The organism is Streptomyces sp. NPDC101225, assembly GCF_044767585.1.
In the GTDB taxonomy this organism is placed as follows: Bacteria; Actinomycetota; Actinomycetes; order Streptomycetales; family Streptomycetaceae; genus Streptomyces.
In genome coordinates, this window is record NZ_JBIWOE010000033.1 from 19,441 (window position 1) to 34,088 (window position 14,648).

Annotated in this window: 15 protein-coding genes; 3 read left to right on the forward strand and 12 right to left on the reverse strand. The window is 73.7% G+C overall.

All coding sequences use genetic code 11. The annotated features are described in order from the left end of the window. Positions 1 to 8 precede the first annotated feature (8 nt). From ACIRPX_RS33865 to ACIRPX_RS33885, 5 genes are all read right to left on the reverse strand, one after another. A complete protein-coding gene (locus ACIRPX_RS33865) occupies positions 9 to 1,283 on the reverse strand; it encodes an MFS transporter (RefSeq protein ID WP_404202458.1) in 1,275 nt (424 codons plus the stop codon). Positions 1,284 to 1,524: 241 nt separating this feature from the next. Continuing rightward, positions 1,525 to 2,457, reverse strand: a complete 933-nt coding sequence (locus ACIRPX_RS33870; RefSeq protein WP_404202460.1) for a YbhN family protein — start codon at positions 2,455 to 2,457, stop codon at positions 1,525 to 1,527. Further along, complete coding sequence (locus tag ACIRPX_RS33875) at positions 2,454 to 3,965, reverse strand: hypothetical protein (protein WP_404202462.1); 1,512 nt, start codon at positions 3,963 to 3,965, stop codon at positions 2,454 to 2,456. Before ACIRPX_RS33875 ends, ACIRPX_RS33870 begins: the two co-directional genes overlap by 4 nt. A 124-nt stretch (positions 3,966 to 4,089) precedes the next feature. Beyond that, positions 4,090 to 5,097, reverse strand: a complete 1,008-nt coding sequence (locus ACIRPX_RS33880; RefSeq protein WP_404202464.1) for a M56 family metallopeptidase — start codon at positions 5,095 to 5,097, stop codon at positions 4,090 to 4,092. Further along, on the reverse strand, positions 5,072 to 5,497 hold the full coding sequence (locus tag ACIRPX_RS33885; RefSeq protein ID WP_404202466.1) for a BlaI/MecI/CopY family transcriptional regulator: 426 nt from the start codon (positions 5,495 to 5,497) through the stop codon (positions 5,072 to 5,074). The genes ACIRPX_RS33880 and ACIRPX_RS33885 overlap by 26 nt, the downstream gene beginning before the upstream one ends. Before the next feature lie 261 nt (positions 5,498 to 5,758). Here ACIRPX_RS33885 and ACIRPX_RS33890 point away from each other — a divergent pair, with 261 nt between their 5' ends. Genes ACIRPX_RS33890 through ACIRPX_RS33900 form a run of 3 tightly spaced genes read left to right on the forward strand, consistent with a single transcriptional unit; the run spans position 5,759 to position 8,482 of the window. Next, positions 5,759 to 6,469: a phosphatase PAP2 family protein gene (locus tag ACIRPX_RS33890; RefSeq protein WP_404202468.1), complete on the forward strand. Its 711-nt coding sequence runs from the start codon at positions 5,759 to 5,761 to the stop codon at positions 6,467 to 6,469. After that, positions 6,444 to 7,106, forward strand: a complete 663-nt coding sequence (locus ACIRPX_RS33895; protein ID WP_404202470.1) for a response regulator transcription factor — start codon at positions 6,444 to 6,446, stop codon at positions 7,104 to 7,106. The genes ACIRPX_RS33890 and ACIRPX_RS33895 overlap by 26 nt, the downstream gene beginning before the upstream one ends. Beyond that, positions 7,103 to 8,482 carry a sensor histidine kinase gene (locus ACIRPX_RS33900; protein ID WP_404202472.1) on the forward strand — a complete coding sequence of 460 codons (1,380 nt, stop codon included), beginning with the start codon at positions 7,103 to 7,105 and terminating at the stop codon, positions 8,480 to 8,482. Before ACIRPX_RS33895 ends, ACIRPX_RS33900 begins: the two co-directional genes overlap by 4 nt. A gap of 21 nt (positions 8,483 to 8,503) precedes the next feature. Here the strand turns inward: ACIRPX_RS33900 and ACIRPX_RS33905 are convergent, their stop codons facing one another. The 7 genes from ACIRPX_RS33905 to paaA all read right to left on the reverse strand — a co-directional run bounded on the left by ACIRPX_RS33905 (position 8,504) and on the right by paaA (position 14,329). Next, the gene (locus ACIRPX_RS33905; RefSeq protein WP_404202474.1) at positions 8,504 to 9,394 is read right to left on the reverse strand and encodes a hypothetical protein; all 891 of its coding nucleotides are present in this window, start codon (positions 9,392 to 9,394) and stop codon (positions 8,504 to 8,506) included. Positions 9,395 to 9,693: 299 nt separating this feature from the next. After that, on the reverse strand, positions 9,694 to 10,491 hold the full coding sequence (locus tag ACIRPX_RS33910; RefSeq protein ID WP_404202476.1) for a transglutaminase domain-containing protein: 798 nt from the start codon (positions 10,489 to 10,491) through the stop codon (positions 9,694 to 9,696). Between the two features lie 91 nt (positions 10,492 to 10,582). Continuing rightward, positions 10,583 to 11,701 carry a 1,2-phenylacetyl-CoA epoxidase subunit PaaE gene (gene paaE, locus ACIRPX_RS33915; RefSeq protein WP_404202478.1) on the reverse strand — a complete coding sequence of 373 codons (1,119 nt, stop codon included), beginning with the start codon at positions 11,699 to 11,701 and terminating at the stop codon, positions 10,583 to 10,585. Beyond that, the gene (gene paaD, locus ACIRPX_RS33920) at positions 11,701 to 12,216 is read right to left on the reverse strand and encodes a 1,2-phenylacetyl-CoA epoxidase subunit PaaD (RefSeq protein ID WP_404202480.1); all 516 of its coding nucleotides are present in this window, start codon (positions 12,214 to 12,216) and stop codon (positions 11,701 to 11,703) included. Before paaD ends, paaE begins: the two co-directional genes overlap by 1 nt. Continuing rightward, positions 12,210 to 13,043, reverse strand: a complete 834-nt coding sequence (paaC, locus tag ACIRPX_RS33925; RefSeq protein WP_404202482.1) for a 1,2-phenylacetyl-CoA epoxidase subunit PaaC — start codon at positions 13,041 to 13,043, stop codon at positions 12,210 to 12,212. Before paaC ends, paaD begins: the two co-directional genes overlap by 7 nt. A gap of 9 nt (positions 13,044 to 13,052) precedes the next feature. Continuing rightward, positions 13,053 to 13,346: a 1,2-phenylacetyl-CoA epoxidase subunit PaaB gene (paaB, locus tag ACIRPX_RS33930; RefSeq protein ID WP_404202484.1), complete on the reverse strand. Its 294-nt coding sequence runs from the start codon at positions 13,344 to 13,346 to the stop codon at positions 13,053 to 13,055. Next, the gene (paaA, locus tag ACIRPX_RS33935) at positions 13,343 to 14,329 is read right to left on the reverse strand and encodes a 1,2-phenylacetyl-CoA epoxidase subunit PaaA (protein ID WP_404202486.1); all 987 of its coding nucleotides are present in this window, start codon (positions 14,327 to 14,329) and stop codon (positions 13,343 to 13,345) included. Before paaA ends, paaB begins: the two co-directional genes overlap by 4 nt. Positions 14,330 to 14,648 lie beyond the last annotated feature (319 nt).

The window sequence follows — 14,648 nt, forward strand, 5'->3', positions numbered from 1 at the left end:
CCCCCGGCCTATGCGCGGTCGCCCGGCGTCGCGGACGGCGGGCCTGATTCGGCGGCCCGGGTCAGGTGCCGGTCCGCCGTGGTGTGCGCCGCGCCCACCGCGCTCTCCCCCGCAGACGACGTGATCACCTCGGAGTGCCGGCTGCCCCGGTCCATGAGGCCGCCCGTGAAGGCGAGGCCGAGGCCCGCCACGGCGAGGGCGGCGCCGACGAGGTTCGGCGACGCCCAGCCCCACCCCGCGGAGATGGCCAGCCCGCCCAGCCAGGCACCGCCCGCGTTGGCCAGGTTGAAGGCGGAGTGGTTGGAGGCCGCGGCCATGGTCGGGGCGTTCCTGGCCTTGGCCATCAGCAGCATCTGCACGGGTGTGGTGATGAGGGCGCCCATCGCGCCGATGAAGGTGATCGTCAGCAGGGCCGGGACGGTGCTGTGGACCGCGAAGTAGAAGGCCACCAGTCCCGTCGCGAGCAGAGCGAGCCCCGCGTACATCGTGGGGCGCAGGGCCCGGTCCGTGAGCGGGCCCGCGATCAGCGTGCCGAGCGTCATGCCGACGCCGTAGAGCGCGAGGACCAGGGTGGTCGAGGTGTCGGAGATGCCCGTCAGGTGCGTCAGCATCGGCACCAGGTAGCTGTAGACGGCGAAGAAGCCGCCGAATCCCACCACCGCCGTGGCGAGACCGATCGCGACCTGCCTGTTGCCCATCGCCCGCAGCTCGTGCCGGATGCCCGACTGCTCGCCCCGCGGCTGGTGGGGGACGAAGAGGGCGAGCGCGACGAGGGCCACCACGCCGATGACGGCGACGGCGGCGTAGGCGGACCGCCAGCCGAGCTGCTGGCCGAGGGCGGTGCCGGCGGGGACGCCGACGATGTTCGCGACGGTCAGGCCGAGGAACATCCTCGAGACGGCGCGCGCCGCCCGTTCCGGCGCGACGAGCCGGGAGGCGACGACCGCGCCGACACCGAACAGCGCCCCGTGCGGCAGACCCGCCAGGAACCGTGCGGCGAACAGCAGGCCGAAGCCCGGCGCGCACGCGGACGCGACGTTGCCGATCACGAACAGGCCCGACAGGAGCAGGAGCAGCTTCTTGTGCGGTATGCGCGCACCGATTCCGGTCAGCACGGGGGCACCGACCACCACGCCGAGCGCGTAGGCGGACACGAGGTTGCCGGCATGGGGCACCGACACTCCGACCCCGTCGGCGATCTGGGGCAGCAGCCCCATCGTGGCGAACTCGGTCGTGCCGATGCCGAAGGCGACGACAGCCAGGGCCAGCAGAGCCAGAGGCATGGTGCGGGGGAACCTTTCGACGAACACGGTCCACGGACAAGGGAGCGGAGGCCGAGGGCGTCCCGTTCCCACGCGACACCGCGGCCGGCCACGACGAGCACCATTGCCCGGCGCACTCCCGAACAGGGCAGGCCCATGAACAGTGCAGCAGCGCACGGAGACCAGGCATTCCAAGATCCAGTCGCGCATCGGCGTGAGCTGTGTCACGCGGCGCTCGGCACCGCGGGCCGAACGGCCCGCCTCACACCACCCTGCGGCGCGCCAGAACCGCCAGCACCACGAGGCCCGGGACCAGAGGGAGCCAGGTCGTCAGGAGCCGGTAGCCGAGCACGATCGAGACGGCCATCGATCCCGGGGCTCCCACGCCGACCAGGGCGAAGGTGAGCGCGGCGTCCAGGGAGCCGAGACCGCCCGGTGTGGGCAGCAGTACGGCGGCGCCGCTCGCCACGAGGTAGGCCAGCGCCACCTTGGCCGCGGGCAGCGGAAGTTCCAGGGCGTGCGCGACGGCGTAGACGGTCAGCGCGTGCGAGGCGGCGAAGCCGATCGAACCGCCCCACAGGGCCGACGCCCGTCCGGGGAGCGCGTGCACCGCGCGGATCTCCGCGACCGCCCCGCGCACCACCGGGCCGATGCGCCTGCGCAGGGGTGGGAGCAGGAGCACTCCGGGCAGCAGCGCGAGAAGGGCGGTGGCCGCGGGGAGGTGCGGAAGGTGGATGAGGCCGGGGCCGGCCACCACCAGTCCGCCGATCAGTGCGGCTCTGGTGACGGTGCCCGCCGTCGCCTTGAGGGCCAGCGCGGTCGCGGTGGCGGTCGGGGCGAGGCCGCAGCGGGTCAGGAAGCGCCAGTTGACCGTCGTCGCACCGATGCCCGCGGGCATGAGGTGGTTGGCGGCGGAGGCCGAGAACTGCGCCGCCAGCAGCCGGGCTCTGGGCAGCGTCGCGGCGACCGCGCCCTGCTGGGTCAGCGCCGCGCACACCCACGTCGCGCAGGCGGCCGCGACGGCCAGCAGCAGCCAGCCGCGGTCGGCGACGGCCAGATGGTCCGTCCCGTTGTCCAGGACGGTGCGATGGCGGACGGCCAGCACCGCAGCGACGAGCAGCACCAGCACGGAAATGCCGGTGTGCACGTACACCCGTTTGCCCGTCGGCCGGGGCGCCAGCGAGGGGGCGCTCATGCGTCCGGCCTTGTGAGTCCGCCGGGGGCGAGGTAGGCGTCCACCCGTCCGGTCAGGTGGACGGGGTGCCAGGTGCGGGCGTAGGACGGCGGCCTGCCGCCGTCGGCGGTCAGGACGGCGACCGGCTCCGAGCGGGCGGTCCGGCTGAGGGCGGCGGCCGTCGTGTTCGCGTTGTGGCCGCCGGTGTCGGCGGACGCGCAGCCGGCGTAGAAGGCGATCGGGATCGGGGGTGCGCTCGCGACGCTGCCGGTGATCAGGCATGGCGGCCGCACGCCCTCGCGGTGCAGGTCCTCGGCGATGCGCGCCCAGCGCTCGTGGCTCGTGCCGGCGCGGTCGACCACCCGGCCCAGCACGACCGCCTGAATCGCCAGGTGCCCGAGCAGGCCGATCGCGACCGCCGTGACGACGAGCACGCGCGCGCGGCCGTGCGCGGCGGTCACCAGGTGAACCAGCGCGACGGCGACCGGCAGCGACAGCAGTGCGTAGGCCGGAAGCAGGAAGCGGGGCGCCGCGTAGCCGATCATGAACAGGTACGGCACGGCGGCCGACACGGCGCAGGCGCCGGGCAGGACGACGGGCGCGGCGCGGCGCGCCCGGACGGCGACCAGCAGGCCGGCCACGGCCAGCAAGGGCAGTGCGAACCACCAGAGGGTCACGGCCGTGTGGGGCATCGCCCCCGTGCACGGTCGGCACAGGGTGCGCCCGCCCAGGCTGCGCAGCTGATCACCGACGGCGTTGTGCCAGCCGAGTCCGCCCTCGATGCGCGAGGCGTCGGACAGCCGCTGCGCCAGGCCGCCGTAGCTGACGTACGCCTCCACCACCCATTCGCCCGCGCCCGCCACCAGTCCCGCGACCAGGGCGAGCAGCAGGCGCCGATACCGCCACCGCCGCACGGCGAGGAGGGCCACCAGCAGCGGAAGGCTCACCCACGCCGCGTCCGTGGGCCGCATCAGCGCCATCAGGGCCGCGCTCGCCGCGAGCCCCGCGACCGGGGCCCACCGGGTGCGGTCCTCCTGTGCGCGCAGGAAGCAGCCCACCGCCGCGAGCGCGGCCAGGGCCACCCAGAGGTTGGGCATCGCCTGCGGGCCGTAGAAGAGCGTCACCCACAGCGAGGCGAACAACGCCCCGGCCGACGCCAGTACACGGACCCGGAACAGGCCGCGCCAGGCACGGAGCGCCAGATACAGGCCCAGGCCGGACAGCAGGGCGAGATACACCCGCAGCAGGGTCGTGGACGATGACCACAGGGTGATCGGAGCCACCAGCAGGGGGACGCCGCGCGCCCGCGGGGCGCTGAAGAACGCGGCCGGGGCATGCCCGCTGACCTGGCTGACGTAGACCGTCTCGTCCCAGCCGAGCCCCAACGTAGGCCTGACCAGGACCAGTTGGGCCACCGTGAAGGCGACGGCCACCGCCGCCGGCCATGGCCTGTCCCCCCACCTCCACCGCGCCCCGGCGCGAGGGCGCCGGGCGAAACGCGGTGGCGCCACGTACTGGGTGCCGGTCATCGACCCAACCTCACCTACTACAAGACGTAGAGACACAGTCACTCTACATGCGGCAGCAGGGGGATCGGGGGCGGAGCGCGTCCGTCCGGGTCAGCGGGTCGCCCGACCGGGGCGGGTCGGCCGGTCAGCCGGGCGGCAGGTGGGCGGGGTCGCGGTGCCCTTCCGCCGGTGGCGCGCTCGCCGTGGCGGCGTGGGCCGCGAAGTGCGCCGACTGGGCCCGGTCCAGCATCTGGTCGCTGTCGGAGGCGGCGTTGACCAGGCTGGCGCAGCACACGACGAGCAGCAGGCCGCCCGCCACGAACGGCAGCCGGCGACGGGCGGGCGGCGGACCCAGCAGGGCGCGCACCCGCTGGGGCACGGATCCACCGCTGACCGCCAGCACGGGGCGTCGGGAGGCGGTGGACGCGAGAGCGGCACGTCCGACGGCGTGCGCGACGGCCTTGCGGTCGCCGACGCGCTGCGCGGCCTCCTCGTCGGCCCAGCGCTCCAGGACGAAGCCCCCGGCGGAGGCCAGCGGCCGCAGCATCGGGTTCAGTGCCGCCGTGAGCCGCCACAGCGCCTGGAAGAGGTGGTGCCGGCCGCGCAGATGGGCCCGTTCATGGGCGAACAGGGCGTCGCGCTCGACGTCGCCGAGACAGCGCAGCATGCCCCGCGAGACGACGACACGACCCGGCGCCCCGGGAAGCGCGAAGGCCGTCGGGGCGTCGTCGTCGACGACGGCCAGCTCCAGGCCGCCGGGCAGCCGGGCGCACTCGCGCCGCGCCCAGAGCAGGTGGCGCACCTGCCGTACGGCGGCCACGGCCAGGGAGACGACGCCGGCCGCCAGCACCAGGGCGCTGCCGGCCGCGACGACGAGGTAGACCGGGTCCTCGGCCTGGAGCACGGTCACGGACCAGCGGCCCTCCGCCGCGATCTCCGGAATCTGGGCCACGCCGGTGAACGCCAGCAGGGCGAGCGCGCCCGCCCAGCCGGCCGCGGTGACCAGCGCGACACAGGCCAGGGCCCAGGCGGCGGGGCGGGGTGGCAGGCGGCGCGCCATGACGGGAGCGAGAACGGCGACGACCGCCGTGACGACGAAGGGGATGTAGACGCTGATCAGCACTGGTTCACCGCTTCCTGCGGTCGCGCTCACTCTCGTCCAGTGTGCCGTGCCCGGTCAGCAGCTGCTGGAGCACGTGCTCATCCTGTTCGGACAGCTCGGAGACGAACCGGGCGAGCACCGCCTCACGGTCGGAGCCGCCCTGCAGCAGGGAGTGCATGCGCTGGGCGGTGTGGGAGGCCTCGTCGCGTATCGGTTCGTAGGCGTATCCGCGGCCCTCCCGGCGTCTGACGAGCATGCCCTTGTCGTACAGCCGGGAGAGGATGGTCAGGACGGTCGTGTAGGCGAGATCACCCGGCAGCCGGTCCCGGACGTCGCGGGCGGTCTGCGGTCCGCCGCCCGCCCAGAGCGCGGCGAGCACGTCGCTCTCGAGCTCGCCGCGTGCTCTCCTGCCGGACGCCCCGCGGGCGTCCTCGCCCTCTCGGTACTCCACCGTCCGCCTTCCTTCGCAACCTCTCCGCACAGGTTACCCCGCACTTTCTACTGGTTGTAGGAGGTATCTTTCGGGCTTCGGGCCATGAACCACCGCATCTCGCGGAGTCGCGCCCGCGCCGCCGGGAACAGTTCGCCTTCCCCGATCGTCTACAGTGCTGTAGACGGTCTACCGCGCTGCGGACCGTCCACTCCGCCGTGGACGTCCGGCTCCGTGCGTTCACCGACGTCGTATCGCTTCCGAGGAAGGGGCCCGGGCCGCATGAACCGGCGTGACACCGCCCGCCTGGCCGGCCGCGTCGCCCTCGGCGCCTGGGCGGCCTTCGCACTCCTGGCCGCGGTGGTCGTGGGTCATCGGGGCGTCCCGCTGTGGCCGGACAGCGGCCTGCTGGACTGGTCGGTCGGCCACCGCCCGGCCGTGGCCCAGGCCATGGCTCGCGGGGTGACCGACACCGGGACCGGAATCATCCCCTACGCGCTGGTCGTGCTCTGTGCGTCGGCCGTGGGGCGCGACGCGAGACGCCGCCTCACCCTCATCCTCCTCGGCACCGCCTGCCTGGCGGCCGGGCAGGCGCTGCGCTACGGCGTGATGACCCTCGTCCACCGGCCCCGCCCCGCGGGCACGGACTGGGCCACGCACGCGAGCGGCTGGTCGTTCCCGTCAGGGCACACCACCACCGCCGCGATGACCGCGGGACTGCTGGTCCTCGCGGTCTCGCTGCGCGCCCCGCGCGGCGCCCACCTGCTGCGCGTCACCATCGGGTGCTGGGCCGTGGCGGTCGGCCTCTCCCGCGTCTACCTCGGCGTGCACTGGCTCACCGACGTCCTCGGGGGCTGGCTGTTCGCCACCGGCTGGCTGGCCGTGTGCCTGTGGGCGGCGGCCCGGATGCTGCCCGCTCGCGTGCTCCCGGGCACGGCTGCCACGACCCCCGATCCCGCGGAGGACCATGCGTCACAAGATCCTGGTCGTTGAGGACGATCACGCTCTGCGGGACGTGCTGCGCCGCAGCCTGTCGGACGAGGGGTTCGAGCCGGTCCTCGCCGTCGACGGCGCCACCGCTCTGCGGCTGGGCACGGGCTCCGTCGCCGCGGTCGTCCTCGACATCGGCCTGCCCGACGCGGACGGCCGGGACGTCTGCCAGGCGCTGCGCGCCAACGGCTTCGCCGCCCCGGTCATCTTCCTGACGGCCCGCCATCACGTCACCGACCGGCTGTCCGGGTTCTCCGCCGGCGGCGACGACTATCTGCCCAAGCCGTTCCACCTGGCCGAACTCATCGCCCGGCTGCGGGCCGCACTCAAGCGCGCCGCGCCCCCGGCCGTGGCCAGGAGCGGAGACCTGGTCCTGGACGCGACCCGCCACCGGGCCACCGTCGGCGAGGTCCCCGTCGACCTCTCCCCCACCGAGTTCCGGCTGCTGGCCACGCTGGCCGCGGCCGGCGGCGAGCTGGTGCGCCGCCGCGACCTGGTGCGGTCCGCGTGGCCGGACGGCGCGCAGGTCAGCGACAACACCCTGGACCAGTACCTGAGCAGGCTGCGCCGCAAGCTGCGCGGGACGGGCACCCGGCTGAGCCTGAACACGGCGCGCGGGATCGGGCACCGGCTGTCGTGAGCCGTCCGCCGCGCCGCCTCGCGCCCCGCACGCTGCGCGGCAGGCTCTCGCTCGTGGCGCTGACCACCGCCGCGCTGGTGATGGCCGCCCTGACCCTGGTATTCACCCTCGTGATGCACCGTCATCTGCAGCGTCAGGCCGACGACGAGCTGCACACCCGCGCGGCCGCGGTCGCCACCACCGTCGACACGCGGGGTCCCCGGGTCAGGGTCGTGGAGTCCGGCGACGACCGCCTCCTCGACACGAACGTGTGGATCTACGCGGGCACACACCTCCTGGAGCGGCCGCCCACCACCGACGACGACAGCCGGTCGACCCGGGTCGCGGGCCGGCTCGCCGCGCGGAGCCACCCGGCGTGCACGACCATCGAGACGCCGAGCCCCGACGCCATACGGCTCTGCTCCCAGCCGGTGCCCGGTCACCACGGACACCGGGCCACGGTCGTCGCTGCACTGGATCTCGCCCCCTATCGCAATTCGGCGGAGAGCCTGCTGCTGGGCTCGCTGATCCTCGACGCCGTCATGCTGGCGTGCACCTACGCGCTGACCCGCCTGGCCGTCGGGCGGGCACTGCGGCCGGTGGGCGCCATGACCGACCAGGCCACGCAGTGGAGCGCCGTCGGCTCCGACGAGCGCTTCGGATCCGCCCAGCACCCGGCCGAACTGGCCCGTCTGGGCGGCTCCCTGGACGCCCTACTGGACCGTATCCGCGCCGTGCTGCGCCACGAGCGGCAGCTCACGGGCGAGCTGTCCCACGAGCTGCGCACCCCGCTCACCCGGATCATCGTCGAGCTCGACTGGTGGCGTTCGCGTCCCCGCTCCGCCGCCGAGACCCGCGCCACCCACGACGCGGTCACCGAGGCCGCCCGGTCCATGCGCACCATCTGCGACACCTTGCTGAACGACGCCCGTGCGGCGGCGAGGGGTGGCACCACGGCCCCCGGCGCCGCCGCCGTGGCCCCCGTCCTGCGCCGGCTCGCCGACGGTCTCGGGGCACAGGAACGGGTGAGGACGGTGGTCGACGTACCCGATCCGGACTTGGAGGCGGGCGTCGCGCCCGCACTCCTCGAACGGATCGTCAGCCCGCTGCTGAGCAACGCCGTCCGCCATGCCCGCTCCACGGTGACCGTGACCGCGCGGCACGTCCCCGGCGGCGTACGGATCGACGTCACGGACGACGGCCCCGGCGTGCCGGCGGCGTTCGTGGGCGCTCTGTTCCAGCCCGGGCGCCGCGCCGACCCCGACGACGGGCACGACGGCGCGGGCCTCGGACTGCCGCTCGCGCGACGCCTGGCCCGCGCCGCCGGGGGCGAGGTGTCCCACGATCCCGGCCACGCTCCCGGCGCGCGTTTCGTCGCGGACCTGCCCGCCGGGTGACCGCGGTCCGACGCCCTTGTCTCAGCCGGCCCGCCGGGTGGCCGGCGCGGGCTCCTTCACCGGCTCGGCAGCGCTCTTGCGCTCCTGGATCTGCGCGGACGCCATGAGGCCGAGGAGGACGGCGAGCAGGACGGCCGACGAGCCCGCCGTCCCGAGGTCCATGCCGCCCTTGTCGGCCGGCTTGGTGAGGAAGTCGCCGGCCGTGGCACCCAGCGGGCGGGTCAGGACGAAGGCGATCCAGAACAGCAGCACGTTCGGTACGGCCGGTGCCTTCATCAGCGCGACCAGTACGGCGAGCGCCCCCGTCACGAGCAGCGCGCCGCTCGCGTAGCCGAGGCCGGAGCTGTCGGACAGGAAGTCGCCCATGGAGGTGCCGAGTGTGTTGGAGACGAGGATCGCCGACCAGAACAGGGCCTCGCCCCGGAAGGTGACGATGTCGCGGATCTCGAAGGTCGTCCCGCTCGCCTTCCACAGGGCGAAGACGGCCAGCAGGATCGTGATCAGGATCGCCGCGCCGGCCGGGTAGCCCAGGCCGAGGCCCTGCGGCCCCCGGCCGAGTGAGGTGGCGCCGCCCGAGAGGTATCTCGCGCCTGCGTCGCGGTTCATGAAGTCGGAGGCCGTGGTGCCGGCCATGCTGGTGGACAGGATCACGGTCCAGTAGAAGAACGGGTGGTAGCGGCTGGAGCGCAGCTGGACGGCCAGCGTCACCACGAAGATCAGGAACAGGGCGATCGTCGTGAGGAAGTAGCCCAGTCCAAGGGTCTGGGAGAAGAGGTCTCCGGCGGTCTCGCCCAGTGTGGTCGCGGCGATCTTCATGATCCAGAAGGCCGGCGTGACGTCGGGCAGTTTCTTCATCACCGAGGTCCGTGTGCTCACGGCGTCGAGGTCGGTGAGGACGTCCGGTTGTCGCAAGGTGGGGGGCTCCTTGTGCGGTCGTACAGCAGGGCGCCCGGCTCCCGCGACGGGAGCGGGCGCCCTGAGCCGGGCGACCGCGGACCGGCGATCGCCGCACAGGACCTTGGCAGCTTCCACCTGAACGCATCCTGAACGCCCGGCACCTCGTCCCGACCGGCCGCCCCCGCGGCCCCCGGGTCTCGGTGGCGTCCCCCAGCTCTCCGGCGGTGGGCGGCCCGCGCCAGGTGGGGAGCGTGCCGGGCTCCGCCGCGCGCGGGCGGGACCTTCACCAGGTCCCGGAGGTGTCCTGGAGGTTCCTAGACGCCTGCCGCGCGGCGCCCGAGGAGCGGCTCGGCGACCGTCCTCGCCGCGGGGCAGAGCGTCTGGCCGTGGCGGGCGAAGAGGTCGTCGCGCGAGCCGAAGCGGCCGAGGTCGGCCAGGACGTAGGCGGAGAGGTCGCACCCGGCGCCGGACGCCGGGCAGGGCGTCTGCCCGTCCCAGTCGACGGCCGTCCGCGCGAGCGCCTCGAACAGGGTCTCCGTACCGGAGTTGGTGAAGCCGCCGCCGCTGCCCGCGCTCAACTCGGCCGGATCGCCGAAGAGTTCCGACACCGGCAGCCAGGGATCCGTGGGACGGCCGGCCGCCGCACGATGTCCGAGGCGGAATTCGGGCCAGGCGAGCACCACTTGGTGCGGGACGAGCCCCCGCAGCCGGGGGAAGCGCGGGTACCAGAACGCCCCGTCCACCAGCAGCCCGCGCACGCGTGTGGGCACCCCGGTCGCACGCGCCACGGATTCCAGGACGGCGAGCCGCTGGCTGCACGACCCGCGGCCGCGGCGCAGCACCTGCGACACGGGCCGCGCGTCCTCCACCGAGTACACCGGCCGTACGGTCGCGGCGATGCACCGGTGGGCGTGGCGCAGAGCCGCCAGCCGGTGGGCCGGATCCGCGGGGTCTCCCGGGCCGGCCGTCGTGCCGATGCGCCGGAGCAGCGCAGCGACCTGCGGATGGCGCCAGTCGAGGATCGGCGTCGGGGCCGTGCCACCCGCGACCGGCGCGGGGCCGGCCGCGGACGCGCGGACGCGGCGTCGCGGCATGAGAAGCGAACTCGTCATGGCGTGGCCCCCTCGACGTGCGATCCCCGTGACACGACGCAGCATGACAGAGTTTTTGAACACGTTCAACACGTGCTCGGCAAGAAGGGCCTCAGGAGTCGAAGTCGACCGTCAGGGTGTCCGAGCACGGGAAGGTCTGGCAGGTCAGCACATAGCCGGCGTCGACCTCGGCGGGCTCCAGCGCGTAGTTGCGCCGCATGTCCGCCTCGCCCTCGGTGACCTGCGCGCGGCAGGTGCCGCAGACGCCGCCCTTGCAGGCGAACGGCAGGTCGGGCCGGACGCGGGAGGCGGAGTCGAGGATGGAGGACTCACGCGAGAGCGCGGAGGTGGTGGTGCGGCCGTCCAGGACGACGGTGACCTCACTGACCGGACCGTCGGCCTTCCGCTCCTCGTGCCGGACCGGGGAGAACGGCTCCTCGCTGGCGAAGAAGAGCTCCTGGTGGACCCGGTTCTCGGGCACTCCCAGCCGGGTGAGGACCTGCTGGGCGTCGAGGACCATGCCGTGCGGACCGCACAGCCACCAGTGGTCGGCCTCGGTGACGTCGACCAGGCCGTCGACGAGCGCGGCGAGACGCTCCGCGTCGAGGCGTCCGGTCAGCAGGTCGGCCTCCCGCGGCTCCCGGGACAGCACGTGCGCGACCTGGAAGCGGGCGGGGTAGAGGTCCTTCAGGTCGGCGAGTTCGTCCGCGAACATCACCGAGTCGGTGCGGCGGTTGCCGTAGAACAGGGTGACGCGCGAGGCGTCGTCGGCGGCGAGGACGGACTCGGCGATCGAGACCATGGGCGTGATGCCCGAGCCGGCCGCGATGAGCACGTGGTGGCCGGGCGTCGTCAGGTCGGGGGTGAAGACACCCACCGGGCCCATCACGTCGACGGTGTCGCCGGGCTTGACCTCGCCCACCAGCCAGGAGGAGAACAGGCCGCCGGGGACCACGCGGACACCGATCCGCGGCCGGGAACCGGCCGGGGAGCAGATCGAGTACGAGCGCCGCTCGTCGCGTCCCTCGACCTCGCGGCGCAGGGTGAGCGACTGCCCGGGCGCGAAGGCGAACTCCTCCGCGAGTTCCCCGGGGACGTCGAAGCTCACCGCGACGGCGTCCTCGCACAGGTGCTGCACGTCCGCGACCCGCAGCGTGTGGAAGGCCGGACGGCGACGGGCCCGCCGCGCCGGCGAGGCAGCGTCGGTGTCGGCGGCCAACAGGTCCTCCATCAGATCTCCTTGACGTACTCGAACGGTTCCCGGCAGGCGCGGCAGCGCCACAGCGCCTTGCACGAGGTGGCACCGAAGCGGGAGGTCTCCTCCGTGTCCGTCGCACCGCAGCGCGGGCAGGGCACGGCAATCCGGGTCGGGGACAGCAGGAGCGGCACCGGACCGGACGTCGGGCGCGGCGCCGGCCCGGGGGGCGCGATGCCGTGCTCGGCGAGCTTGCGCCGACCCTCGGCGGTGATCCAGTCGGTGGACCACGGCGGGTCGAGGACCGTGCGGACCTCGACCCGCTCGTAGCCGGCGTCCCGGAGCCTCGCCGCGACACCTGCGCGCATCTCGGCCATGGCCGGGCAGCCCGAGTAGGTCGGGGTGAGGGAGGCGACGACCGTGCCGTCGGCGTCGACCGTCACCTCCCGCAGCACACCGAGGTCGGCGAGGCTGAGCATGGGCAGTTCGGGGTCGGGCACCTGCTCGGCGACGTGCCGGGCGCGCCGGCCGGCGGTGAGCGTGGTCACCATGTCGCCTCCGGGTGGGCGCGGGCCACGCTCTGCAGTTCCGCCAGCAGCGGGGCGAGATGCGCGGTGTGCTCGCCCTCGCGTCCGCCGCCGGCGGCCTGCCGCGGCACGTCGGGCAGCGTCAGCCCCGCGGCCCGGGTGACCTGCTCCAGCACCGCGAGCACCGCGGTCCGGGCGTCGTGGGCGGCGAACAACTCACCCAGCTGCGCACACACCTGGTCGAGACCGGCCTGCATACGACGGTGGGACTCGTCCGTTCCGTCGCCGAGCCGGACGACCCACTCGGCCGCGTACTGCCGGTGGTAGGTCAGCTCCTTCACGCCCTTGGCGGCGATGGCGGCGAGCACCGGGTCGGCCGAGCCGGCGAGCCGCTCGAAGTGGTCCAGCCGCCAGCTGGCCAGGACCAGCAGCCGGGCGACGGAGAACGCGAAGTCGCCGTTGGGCAGTTCGGCCAGGCGTACGTTGCGGAAGTCGCCCGCGTCGCGGAAGTAGGCGTAGGCGTCCTCGCCGCGCTCCGTGCCGTCCACCTGGCCGCAGCGGGCGTAGAGCAGCCGGGCCTGGCCGAGGAGGTCGAGGCCGATGTTGGCGAGCGCGACCTCCTCCTCCAGCTCCGGTGCGCGCGTGGTCCATTCGGCCAGCCGCTGGGCCGTGACGAGGGCGTCGTCGCCCAGCGCCAGGCAGATCGTGGCCAGTTCAGCCCGGTCGACGTCCTCGGGAACGGCCGTGCTGACGCCGTGCAGCGGGTCCTCGAAGCCGGTGCCGAAGGCCCAGCGGGCGTCGCCGTCGTCATGCCCCTCGGCGAGGGACATGTAGACGTGGTCGTCGCTCATGCCCTGCTCCTAGATGTGGGGGACGTCGTCGGGGATGTCGTAGAAGGTGGGGTGGCGGTACACCTTGTCGGCGCTCGGCGCGAAGAACGGGTCCTTCTCGTCGCGCGTCGAGGCCGCGATGTGCTCCGAGCGCACCACCCAGATGCTCACGCCCTCGTTGCGGCGGGTGTAGAGGTCACGCGCGTGCGTGAGCGCCATCGCGTCGTCGGCCGCGTGCAGCGAGCCGACATGGACGTGGTTGAGGCCGCGCTTGCCGCGCACGAACACCTCGTACAGGGGCCAACCGTGCGTGCCGGAGGTCATGCCACCGCTCCCTTCGCAGCGCGGGCCGCCTGCTTGGCAGCGTGCGCACTGGCCGCTTCGCGCACCCAGGCGCCTTCTTCGTGAGCGGCTCGCCGCCGCTCGATCCGTTCCGTGTTGCACGGGCCGTCGCCCTTGATGACCCGCATCAGCTCGGCCCAGTCGGGGGTGCCGAAGTCGTGGTGCCCGCGCTCCTCGTTCCAGCGCAGCTCCGGGTCGGGCAGGATGACGCCGAGCTTCTCGGCCTGCGGGACGGTCATGTCGACGAAGCGCTGGCGCAGTTCGTCGTTGCTGTGCCGCTTGATCTTCCAGGCCATCGACTGCGCCGAGTTGGGCGAGGCGTCGTCGGGCGGGCCGAACATCATCAGGGACGGCCACCACCAGCGGTCCACCGCGTCCTGCACCATCTCCCGCTGGGCCCGGGTGCCGCGCATCATCGTCATCAGCAGTTCGTAGCCCTGCCGCTGGTGGAAGGACTCCTCCTTGCAGATGCGCACCATGGCGCGCGCGTACGGCCCGTAGGACGAACGGCACAGCGGGACCTGGTTGCAGATGGCGGCGCCGTCCACGAACCAGCCGATCACGCCGACGTCGGCGAAGCTGAGGGTCGGGTAGTTGAAGATCGACGAGTACTTCTGACGGCCCTCGATCAGCCGCTCGGTCAGGTCGGCACGGTCGGCGCCGAGGGTCTCGGCCGCCGAGTACAGGTACAGGCCGTGTCCCGCCTCGTCCTGGACCTTGGCGAACAGGATCGCCTTACGGCGCAGCGACGGTGCGCGCGTGATCCAGTCGCCCTCCGGCTGCATGCCGATGATCTCCGAGTGCGCGTGCTGCGCGACCTGCCGGATCAGCGTCCTGCGGTAGCCCTCGGGCATCCAGTCGCGCGGCTCGATCCGCTGGTCACGCTCGATGGTCGCGTCGAAGTGCTGCTGCAGTGCGGGCGGAGCGCCGTCGGGGGCCGACGCGTCGGCCTGCTGTGCCGTCATCCGTATCACCAATCCCAACCGACCGTTCGTTCGGTACATGATATGCCGAGAATCCCGGGTTTCGGCAAGTGCCGCAACCTCATCGGTTCGCGCCGCAGGCCGGCGGCCGGCCGTCGAGGAAGGCCGCACGGCGCACGGAGGACCACCGTGGCGCTCCTGCGCCGCGGCTCGCGCCCCAGGCGCCGGGGGCGGCTCCGCGCCGGCCACAGCACCGCGTTCACCTCTCCTTACGCGACGGTGGGGCCGCCGGCCGGGCGCCGGTCCGGGCCCGGCCCTTCCTCGGTCACCATGCCGTCCGGGACGGCCCGACCGCCCGCGC

What these genes read in the sequence shown, in the direction of transcription:
- ACIRPX_RS33865 (WP_404202458.1), bottom strand. Translation starts at nt 1,283, where the DNA reads ATGCCTCTGGCTCTGCTGGCCCTGGCTGTCGTCGCCTTCGGCATCGGC.
- ACIRPX_RS33870 (WP_404202460.1), bottom strand. Translation starts at nt 2,457, where the DNA reads ATGAGCGCCCCCTCGCTGGCGCCCCGGCCGACGGGCAAACGGGTGTAC.
- ACIRPX_RS33875 (WP_404202462.1), bottom strand. Translation starts at nt 3,965, where the DNA reads ATGACCGGCACCCAGTACGTGGCGCCACCGCGTTTCGCCCGGCGCCCT.
- ACIRPX_RS33890 (WP_404202468.1), top strand. Translation starts at nt 5,759, where the DNA reads ATGAACCGGCGTGACACCGCCCGCCTGGCCGGCCGCGTCGCCCTCGGC.
- ACIRPX_RS33895 (WP_404202470.1), top strand. Translation starts at nt 6,444, where the DNA reads ATGCGTCACAAGATCCTGGTCGTTGAGGACGATCACGCTCTGCGGGAC.
- ACIRPX_RS33910 (WP_404202476.1), bottom strand. Translation starts at nt 10,491, where the DNA reads ATGACGAGTTCGCTTCTCATGCCGCGACGCCGCGTCCGCGCGTCCGCG.
- paaE (WP_404202478.1), bottom strand. Translation starts at nt 11,701, where the DNA reads ATGGAGGACCTGTTGGCCGCCGACACCGACGCTGCCTCGCCGGCGCGG.
- paaD (WP_404202480.1), bottom strand. Translation starts at nt 12,216, where the DNA reads ATGGTGACCACGCTCACCGCCGGCCGGCGCGCCCGGCACGTCGCCGAG.
- paaC (WP_404202482.1), bottom strand. Translation starts at nt 13,043, where the DNA reads ATGAGCGACGACCACGTCTACATGTCCCTCGCCGAGGGGCATGACGAC.
- paaB (WP_404202484.1), bottom strand. Translation starts at nt 13,346, where the DNA reads ATGACCTCCGGCACGCACGGTTGGCCCCTGTACGAGGTGTTCGTGCGC.
- paaA (WP_404202486.1), bottom strand. Translation starts at nt 14,329, where the DNA reads ATGACGGCACAGCAGGCCGACGCGTCGGCCCCCGACGGCGCTCCGCCC.